An 8,678-nucleotide genomic window follows, 5' to 3' on the forward strand; every position below is an offset into this window, starting at 1 on the left:
CAGCGCCCGGCGAGAGCCGGTCGGTCTGGCGGTTGCCCGGCTGGATGGACCCAACCTCGCCCTTGGGGCTGTCGATGTCCTATCACCGCAACCCGGCGCGCTGGCGCAAGGACGGCGAGCACACCACCTTGCAATCGGTCGCCAAGGGCCAGGAGTTTGTCATGGATGTCGGCAGCAACTCCGCAGAAGCCCATCAATGGATCGATTCACTGTTTCTTCAACCCTGAGGGAGATCACACCATGTCAGCAGGACACACCATGGGCTACAAGATGACCCATGACAACGGCTTTGCACCCAACCCGTTCCACGGCTACCTGACGCTAGCGACCTGTAAGCCAGCCCTGCGCCGCAATCGTGGCAAGGGCGAATGGGTGGCGGGCTTTGCTTCACAAGCGCTGTGCCATTCAGCCCGGGAGCAGGGGGTGGCGATCCCCTACATGGGCTTGATCTACCTGATGGAGATCACCGAGGAGCCAATCCCCACGGGCGCTTACTTCAACGACACGCGCTTTGCGGCCAAAAAGCCCAAGCCCGATAGCCCCAAGGCCATCGAACGTTGCGGCGACAACATCTATGAGCCTCTGGGTGATGGCCGGTTCCACCAGCTCCTGAACGACTTCCATTTCGATGAGCCCCAGACCCCGGTGGAACACAGCCACATGCAGCACGATCTGAGCGGCGAGCGTGTGCTGGTATCCAGCCACTTCTGGTACTTCGGCCGCAAGTGCTGGGTTCCCAAGGGCGGATGGGACCGGCTGCTGGGGGATGTCCATCTTTCCGAAGCGCGAACCTTCTGGTGCCCGGACAACTTCGCCAGCAAGGTCAGCGTTCAGCTGGCGCTGGACGGTATCCGTGCCGGTATCCTCGGCGATCCTTGCCTGTGGGAGGGTGATGCGGCCGGCCGATCCGGCGGCTGCCAATCTTCCTGCTGACTCAAAACGATTCTGATTTCTCCCATGTCGATCTCTAGCGCCATCAAATCGATCTAAGACATCATGCGCAAGGATGTGGGCGTCGATGGTGACGCCCAGCGTATCGGCCAGTTGGTCTGGATGCTGTTTCTCAAGGTCTTTGACGACCGTGAGATGGAATGGGAGGTGTTGGACGACGATTACCGCTCGCCCTTGCCGGAGCCCTACCGTTGGCGCAGTTGGGCGGCTGACCCCGAAGGGATGACGGGCGAGGAGCTGATGAGCTTCATCGACAACGAGTTGTTCCCGACGCTGCAAAACTTGGGCTTGGACGGCAGCCGGACCGTGCCGCCGGTGGCGCACGTGGTGCGCAGCGTGTTTGAGGACGCCTACAACTACATGAAGTCCGGCCAGCTGCTGCGCCAGGTGCTCAACAAGATCCAAGAGGCGGTGGACTTCAACAAGGCGCAGGAGCGACACGCTTTTGGCGACATGTATGAGCAGCTGCTGCGTGATTTACAAAACGCTGGCAACGCGGGGGAGTTCTATACGCCCCGGCCCGTCACCGAGTTCATGGTGCGCATGGTGGACCCGAAGCTGGCAGATAAGGTGATGGACCCGGCTTGCGGCACCGGGGGCTTTTTGACCTGCACCATCGAGCACAAGCGTAAGCACTACGTGCGCACACCCGAAGACGAGCGCACGCTACAAGCCAGCATTTTTGGTGTGGAGAAAAAGCCGCTGCCGCACCTGCTGGCCACGACCAACATGATCCTGCACGGCATCGAGGTGCCCAGCCAGATCCGCCACGACAACACGCTGGCCCGGCCGCTGATCAGCTGGGGGCCGCGTGAGCGGGTGGACTGCATCGTTGCCAACCCGCCCTTCGGCGGCATGGAAGAAGACGGCATCGAAACCAACTTCCCGGCCGCCTTCCGCACCCGCGAAACCGCCGACCTGTTCCTCGTGCTGATCATGCATTTGCTCAAAGAAGGCGGCCGGGCAGCGGTGGTGTTGCCGGACGGCTTTTTGTTCGGCGAAGGCATCAAGAGTCGCATCAAGGAAAAGTTGCTCACCGAGTGCGACCTGCACACCATCGTGCGCCTGCCCAACGGCGTCTTCAACCCCTACACCGGCATCAAGACCAACCTGCTCTTCTTCACCAAGGGCCGCCCTACGCGCGACGTGTGGTTCTACGAGCACCCGTACCCACCCGGCGTCAAGAACTACAGCAAGACCCGGCCTATGCGCCTAGAGGAGTTCGCCACCGAGCAGGCTTGGTGGGGTAGCGAGGCCGATGGCTTTGCGGCGCGGGTGGGCAGCGAGCTGGCGTGGAAGGTCAGCGCCGCCGACATCGCGGCACGCGGCTGGAACCTGGACATCAAGAACCCGCACCAGGGCGAGCAGGTGAGCCACGACCCCGAGGTGCTGCTGGCGGAGTACGCGCAGATGCAGGCGGAGATTGCCGGGCTGCGGGAGCAGTTGAAGGCGGTGCTGGCGGGGGCGTTGGAGCGGGGCGAATGACAACACTGCTGACGAAAAATTGGTCTACTTTCCGCCGCGCCAAATGGGCCCCAACTGGTTCGAGCACTGGTGCTTGACCTTGCTGTGCGTGGACGGCTGACCCAACCGCAGGTTGGGGACGACCAAGCGACTGACCTTCTCTTGCAGATCACTCGGGCTCGGGAAGCACTTGTGGCCGCTGGGGATCTGAAGTTCAAGGTGCTGCCCGCCTTAAAGCGAGACGGTGCCCCTTTCCAGTTGCCTACGCATTGGGTATGGGCCCGTTTGGGGGAGATAACGAATTACGGCGCGACAACCAAAGCCGATGCCATTCCGGATGACGCTTGGCTGTTGGACCTTGAGGACATCGAGAAGGACACTTCGCGGCTTTTGCGGCGCGTGAGCTTCTTCGAGCGCGGGTCGCTCAGTGACAAGAACGCATTCAAGGCAGGCGACTTGCTGTATTGCAAGCTGCGGCCGTACCTCAATAAGGTCATCGTCGCGGACCACGACGGTTACTGCACAACCGAGATCCTTCCTGTCCGGTGCTACGGCAATTGGGTACCTCAGTACTTCAAGCTGGCACTAAAGAGTCCGTACTTTCTAGCCTACGTGAACGAGAAAAGCTACGGCATGAAGATGCCTCGGCTCGGCACAGACGACGGCCGCATGGCGGCATTCCCATTGCCTCCACTCGCTGAACAGCATCGCATCGTCGCCAAGGTCGATGAACTGATGGCCTTGTGCGACCGGCTGGAGGCGCGGCAGCAGGACGCCGAGGCCGCGCATGAGCGGCTGGTGAAGGTGCTGCTGGATGGGTTGACCCGGGCGCGGGATGCGGAGGAGTTTGAGGTTGGATGGCAGCGGCTGGCGTCTGCGTTCTCGGATGCATTCACGAGCGATGCGAGCATCGACAAGCTGGTTCAAGCGGTTCGCACCCTGGCATTTCGCGGTGCATTGAGCCGCGAAGGGTCGTCGAGTTGGGCTCAGCGTCAAGTCCACGACGTGGTGCATTTCTTGAATGGCTACGCATTCAAGAGCGAGTGGTTCGTGGAAGGTGGAATCAGGCTGGTCCGCAATGTGAACATCGCACACGGTCGGATTGACTGGTGCGACGCAGCTTGCATTCCTGCGGAACGATTCGACGAGTTCGCGGCGTTCAAGCTCAACGAAGGCGATGTGCTGCTGACGCTGGACCGCCCGATCATTTCGACAGGTCTGAAGGTGGCCGTTGTGCGCGCTGAGGATCTACCTTGCTTGCTGCTTCAACGCGTTGCCCGACTGTCCCCCAAGGCTGACCAACTCCGAGCGGCCTTCCTGCTCCACTGGATGCGCTCGCCCCTGTTTCTCGACCTGATTGATCCTGGGCGCAGCAACGGCGTGCCGCATATCTCGACCAAGCAAGTCGGAAAGATGACGATCCCTGTCCCTTCGCTGGACGAGCAGGATCGGATCGTGGAAGTGTTGGATGAACTCCTCGCCCTCTGCGACCAACTCAAGGCTCGCATCGCAGCAGCGCGGGCCAAGCAGGCGCAGTTGGCGGAGGTGTTGGTGAGGGCGGCGGCGGGGTGAGATGCGCCGCTGGGGCAGCTCAGGCGCGGATCTGTTCCAGCGTTTTCTGCCCCTGCCGCTTGTACGGTACCCGGTAGGCGGCCTTGGAGGTCAGTTCGGCCACGCCCAGAATCGTCGGCCACCACGTCACAAAGTTGGCGCTCATTTCCCAAAATGGCTTGCCTGCCCACTGCTTGTCGAGCACGAAGACACACAGTCCGTGCCGACGCACCAGCTCTCGCTCGGCGGTTGTTTTCTTGAACTGATCGCAGGAAATGATCGACCAGCCGCCCTCCGTAGCCAGCGCGGGCAACCAGATCTCGTCAGGCGTGTTCGCGGCAAAGCGGCTGCGCAGATGAACCACCTGTGCGACCCGGACATCAGTCTTTGAAAACTCGGCCATACCAGCAGCCAGATGCGGCGACAGGTTGTTGTCGAAGAGGAACTTCAGGTTCAAAGCCAAGACTCAGGCTACCTGCTGAAGGCGTTCCTCGAAGCGCACAGCTGCTTCGACATGCCGGACCGGCACATCAAAGATGCGCGCCACCGCTGCCTTTTGTTGGCCCTCGGCCAGAAAGGACGAATACAGCGTGGCCGTTGGTACGCCGCATGCCTCGATCATCGGATGACCGAACTGGAAGGCAGGATCGACCACCACCACCCGGCTGCGCGGTTGCGGATACCAGCGCCGCGCCCGGCCGTCCTCGTACTCGATGCCGGCGTAGAGCGAGTCCTTGATGATCGACCGGAAGGTGTACTGCCGGCTGTGCAGGTCCAGCAGTTCGCCGTCGTGCTCACCGGCCCGAGCTTCGGACTCCAGCGAGTCGGCAAAAATGGTGGAGCCATCGGTGACGAAACGATGGCTCGTCAACGGGTGATCGCGGCCGAACACATCTCGGGCCGTGTCTAGGCAACGCCGCACCACCGGCAGCGGCACGCCATGCAAGACGAACTGCTTCACCACCCGCAGCTCCAGCAGATCCTGGAAGCCAATCACTGCCTCGCCCAGTTCCTCGCGGTCGTACTGCGGTGACCACAGCGGTGACACCACCCGGTGTTCACGGGTTGCGCCATGACGGGCCGTATAGACGTGACCGTACAGCCAGCGCTTGATTTTGCGTGGCTCGGTGCGGACCAGCTTTGCAGCATCCGCCAACGTGTACATGCCAAGGCCTAAGGAAGTCATGGGCAACCAGCTTGAAATGAAAAGAACCCCTGAGCAGCTTCTGCGCCAGAACGCTTCCACCGACAGGGGCAAGGGGGCAACGGTGTTCCAGCCGCTCTCGACCGGCGCGACCTTCGCCCTGACCGAGAAAGCTCCGGCCGACAAGATCCCCTTGATCACGGCCGGTTATGGCCGCTCAGAGTCGCAAGACGGCGGTGTTTTCAAGTGGAACTTCCCGCTGCTGGGCACGTACTGGATCGCGGCGGACGTGCTGATCCAGCAAATCGGCGCCAAAGAAGGTGGGCTCGACAAGCTCAAGGGCAAGAAAATCACCTTGGTCTATCACGACAGCCCCTATGGCAAGGAGCCGATCCCCTTGCTGCAAGAGCGCGCCCGCATGCACGGCTTTGAGCTGCAACTGCTGCCCGTGACCGCGCCGGGCGTCGAGCAAAAAGCCACTTGGTTGCAAGTGCGCCAAAGCCGCCCGGACTACGTGCTGCTCTGGGGCTGGGGCGTGATGAACTCGACCGCCATCAAAGAAGCCCAAGCCACCGGCTATCCGCGCGAAAAGATGTACGGCGTCTGGTGGGCCGGGGCCGAGCCGGACGTGAAGGACGTGGGTGAAGGCGCCAAGGGCTACAACGCCGTGACCATGCAGCACGGTGCCGAGCCGGGCTCGAAAGTGGTCAAGGACGTCTTGGCCCAAGTGCACGCCAAGGGCCAAGGCACGGGCCCGAAGGACGAAGTGGGCTCGGTGCTCTACATGCGCGGCCTGATCTCGTCGATGTTGGCGGTCGAAGGCGTCAAGCGCGCCCAAGAGAAGTACGGCAAGGGCAAGGTCATGAGCGGCGAGCAAGTGCGCTGGGGCCTGGAAAACCTGGCGCTGGAACAAAAGAAGCTCGACGGCATGGGCTTTGCTGGCGTGATGCGCCCGGTTTCGACCAGCTGCTTTGACCACGTCGGTGCCAATTGGGCGCGGGTCCACACCTGGGACGGCAGCAAGTGGAAGTTCACCTCCGACTGGCTGCAAGCCGACCAGCAAATCATCAAGCCACTGGTCAAGGCGGCGTCTGAGAAATACGCCGGTGAGAAAAAGCTGATCCGCCGCACCTCGGCCGACTGCCAGTCTTGATCGCTCGCCCCTCGTCCTGAAGAAAGCCCCTTGCCATGAGCGCCTCTGACCACATCCTCCTCAACGTCAACGGTATCGAGGTCATCTACAACCACGTGATCCTGGTGCTGAAGGGCGTGTCGTTGCAGGTGCCCGACGGCAAGGTGGTCGCCTTGCTGGGCGGCAACGGTGCGGGCAAGACGACCACCCTGCGCGCCATCAGCAATTTGCTGGCGGGCGAGCGGGGTGACGTCACCAAAGGCTCCATCGAACTGCGCGGTGAGCGCATCGACCAGCTCTCGACGGCCGAGATGGTCAACCGGGGTGTGGTGCAGGTGATGGAAGGCCGGCACTGCTTTGCACACCTCTCCATCGAAGACAACCTCATGACCGGGGCCTACACGCGCCGTGATGGCAAGGCGGCGGTGGCCGAGACGCTGGAGAAGGTTTACGCCTACTTCCCGCGTCTCAAGACCCGCCGCACCAGCCAAGCGGCCTACACCTCGGGCGGCGAGCAGCAGATGTGCGCCATCGGCCGCGCGCTGATGGCCAATCCGAAGATGGTGTTGCTCGACGAACCCAGCATGGGCTTGGCGCCGCAGATCGTCGAAGAGGTGTTTGAGATCGTCAAAGACCTGAACACCAAGGAGAAAGTCACCTTCTTGCTGGCCGAGCAAAACACCAACATCGCCCTGCGCTACGCCGACTACGGCTACATCTTGGAAAGTGGCCGCATCGTCATGGACGGCGAAGCCAAAGCGCTGCGCGAGAACGAGGACGTGAAGGAGTTCTATCTCGGCGTGGGCGGCGGTGATCGGAAAAGCTTCAAAGACGTCAAGAGCTACAAGCGCCGCAAGCGCTGGCTGGCTTGAACCCATCCCCCAAGAACACGACCCTCTACCCCAAGTCACGGCCCACGAGGAAAGCGCCCCATGACGATCTCCACTCTCTGCCTTGGACCCCCTTGAAGTTCGTACACCGGCTGAGCGTGAAGCGGCCTTGTTTGCCGCCCTGCCCGGCCTGATCGCCCACGCGCAGGCCCACAGCCCAGCCATGAGCGAGCGTCTGGCGGGCATCGATCCAAGCCGCATCACCGACCGCGCCACGCTGGCCGCCTTGCCGGTGTTGCGCAAGTACGAGGTGCTGGAGCAGCAAAAAACGCAGCGCGCCTCAGATGTCTTTGGCGGCTTTGCCACCATCGGCTGGCGCGGCCAGCCCGCCCGTCATGGTCACGGCCAAAGTGACGGTGCGCGGCGGGTTTTTCAATCGCCCGGACCAATGTATGAGCCCGAAGGCGAAGCGCTGGACTACTGGCGCATGGCGCGCGCCATCCGCGCTGCCGGGTTTGAGCGCGGCGACTTGATCCACAACAGCTTCAGCTATCACCTCACCCCCGCTGGCTCGATGATGGAAACCGGCGCGCACGCCCTCGGCTGCACGGTGTTTCCGGGCGGGGTCGGCAACACCGAACTGCAACTCCAAGCCATTCAGGAACTGCGCCCGCATGGCTACATCGGCACCCCTAGCTTTTTGAAAATCTTGGTCGAGAAAGCCGCCGAAGCCCACACGGGGGGTGGGGGCTTGGGCCAAATTTGCAAAGCGCTGGTCAGCGGCGAAGCCTTCCCGCCCTCGCTGCGCGACTGGCTGATAGAGCGCGGCGTGCAGGCGTACCAGTGCTACGCCACCGCCGACGTCGGCTTGATCGCCTTCGAAACCTCGGCCCGCCAAGGTTTGGTGGTCGATGAACACGTCATCCTCGAAATCGTTCGCCCCGGCACCCACAACCCCGTGCCCGACGGCGAGGTCGGCGAAGTGGTGGTGACGGTGCTCAACCCCGATTACCCGCTGATCCGCTTCGGCACCGGCGATCTCTCCGCCCTCCTGCCCGGCCCCTGCCCCAGCGGCCGGACCAATCAACGCATCAAGGGCTGGCTGGGCCGGGCTGATCAAACCACCAAGGTGCGCGGCATGTTCGTCCACCCCAGCCAAATCGCCGAAGTCGCCAAACGCCACCCCGAAATCCTCCGCGCCCGCTTGGTCGTCGAAGGCGAGATGTCCGCCGACCGCATGACCCTCCACATCGAAGTCGCCACCGCCTCCGAAAACCTCCCCACCCGCGTCGCCGAAACCCTGCGCGACATCACCAAACTACGCGGCAACATCACCCTCCTGCCCCCCAACACCCTGCCCAACGACGGCAAAGTCATCGAAGACGCCCGCTCATACAAATGATCGGGAAACCCGATCAGCCCGTTCGGGTTGAGCCTGTCGAAACCCATGCTCAGGGCGAACGGGGGATGGCACTCAAACCGCCCGGTCCACCACTACAAAGTGCTTGCGCACAGGTTCGAGGCGATCAGGGTGCGAGTGCATCGTTTTTCAGCGACGCCGGGGCGGGAACGGCGGCAGGCCGCGCCAGTAGCGCAACATCAGCCA

At 62.4% G+C, this 8,678-nt stretch carries 10 protein-coding genes; 8 read left to right on the plus strand and 2 right to left on the minus strand.

Features of this window, described 5'->3' with window-relative positions; all coding sequences use genetic code 11:
* From LEPOCDRAFT_RS02880 to LEPOCDRAFT_RS02585, 4 genes are all read left to right on the plus strand, one after another.
* Nucleotides 1-227: Nmad3 family putative nucleotide modification protein (locus tag LEPOCDRAFT_RS02880; protein ID WP_009453536.1), on the plus strand; the 227-nt coding region annotated here is incomplete at its 5' end.
* Between the two features lie 13 nt (nucleotides 228-240).
* Nucleotides 241-933: an Nmad2 family putative nucleotide modification protein gene (locus tag LEPOCDRAFT_RS01965; RefSeq protein WP_156793952.1), complete on the plus strand. Its 693-nt coding sequence runs from the start codon at nucleotides 241-243 to the stop codon at nucleotides 931-933.
* Between the two features lie 63 nt (nucleotides 934-996).
* Nucleotides 997-2,436, plus strand: a complete 1,440-nt coding sequence (locus tag LEPOCDRAFT_RS01970; RefSeq protein WP_009453538.1) for an N-6 DNA methylase — start codon at nucleotides 997-999, stop codon at nucleotides 2,434-2,436.
* Between the two features lie 69 nt (nucleotides 2,437-2,505).
* Nucleotides 2,506-3,987, plus strand: coding sequence for a restriction endonuclease subunit S (locus LEPOCDRAFT_RS02585; protein ID WP_009453539.1), 1,482 nt, complete (start codon nucleotides 2,506-2,508; stop codon nucleotides 3,985-3,987).
* Nucleotides 3,988-4,006: 19 nt separating this feature from the next.
* On the opposite strand, the gene LEPOCDRAFT_RS01980 is transcribed toward LEPOCDRAFT_RS02585, so the two are convergent.
* Both LEPOCDRAFT_RS01980 and LEPOCDRAFT_RS01985 read right to left on the minus strand, forming a co-directional pair.
* The gene (locus LEPOCDRAFT_RS01980; RefSeq protein WP_156793953.1) at nucleotides 4,007-4,423 is read right to left on the minus strand and encodes a PIN-like domain-containing protein; all 417 of its coding nucleotides are present in this window, start codon (nucleotides 4,421-4,423) and stop codon (nucleotides 4,007-4,009) included.
* Between the two features lie 9 nt (nucleotides 4,424-4,432).
* Nucleotides 4,433-5,152, minus strand: a complete 720-nt coding sequence (locus LEPOCDRAFT_RS01985; RefSeq protein WP_043909832.1) for a hypothetical protein — start codon at nucleotides 5,150-5,152, stop codon at nucleotides 4,433-4,435.
* A gap of 16 nt (nucleotides 5,153-5,168) precedes the next feature.
* On the opposite strand from LEPOCDRAFT_RS01985, the gene LEPOCDRAFT_RS01990 reads away from it, so the two are divergent.
* From LEPOCDRAFT_RS01990 to LEPOCDRAFT_RS02935, 4 genes are all read left to right on the plus strand, one after another.
* A complete protein-coding gene (locus LEPOCDRAFT_RS01990) occupies nucleotides 5,169-6,263 on the plus strand; it encodes an ABC transporter substrate-binding protein (RefSeq protein ID WP_052306365.1) in 1,095 nt (364 codons plus the stop codon).
* Nucleotides 6,264-6,298: 35 nt separating this feature from the next.
* The gene (locus LEPOCDRAFT_RS01995; protein WP_009453543.1) at nucleotides 6,299-7,114 is read left to right on the plus strand and encodes an ABC transporter ATP-binding protein; all 816 of its coding nucleotides are present in this window, start codon (nucleotides 6,299-6,301) and stop codon (nucleotides 7,112-7,114) included.
* An 82-nt stretch (nucleotides 7,115-7,196) separates the two neighbouring features.
* The gene (locus LEPOCDRAFT_RS02000) at nucleotides 7,197-8,474 is read left to right on the plus strand and encodes a phenylacetate--CoA ligase family protein (RefSeq protein ID WP_009453544.1); all 1,278 of its coding nucleotides are present in this window, start codon (nucleotides 7,197-7,199) and stop codon (nucleotides 8,472-8,474) included.
* On the plus strand, nucleotides 8,471-8,678 hold a 208-nt coding region (locus tag LEPOCDRAFT_RS02935), incomplete at its 3' end, for a hypothetical protein (protein WP_216579399.1). The genes LEPOCDRAFT_RS02000 and LEPOCDRAFT_RS02935, both read left to right, overlap by 4 nt.

It is taken from the genome of Leptothrix ochracea L12, assembly GCF_000262525.1.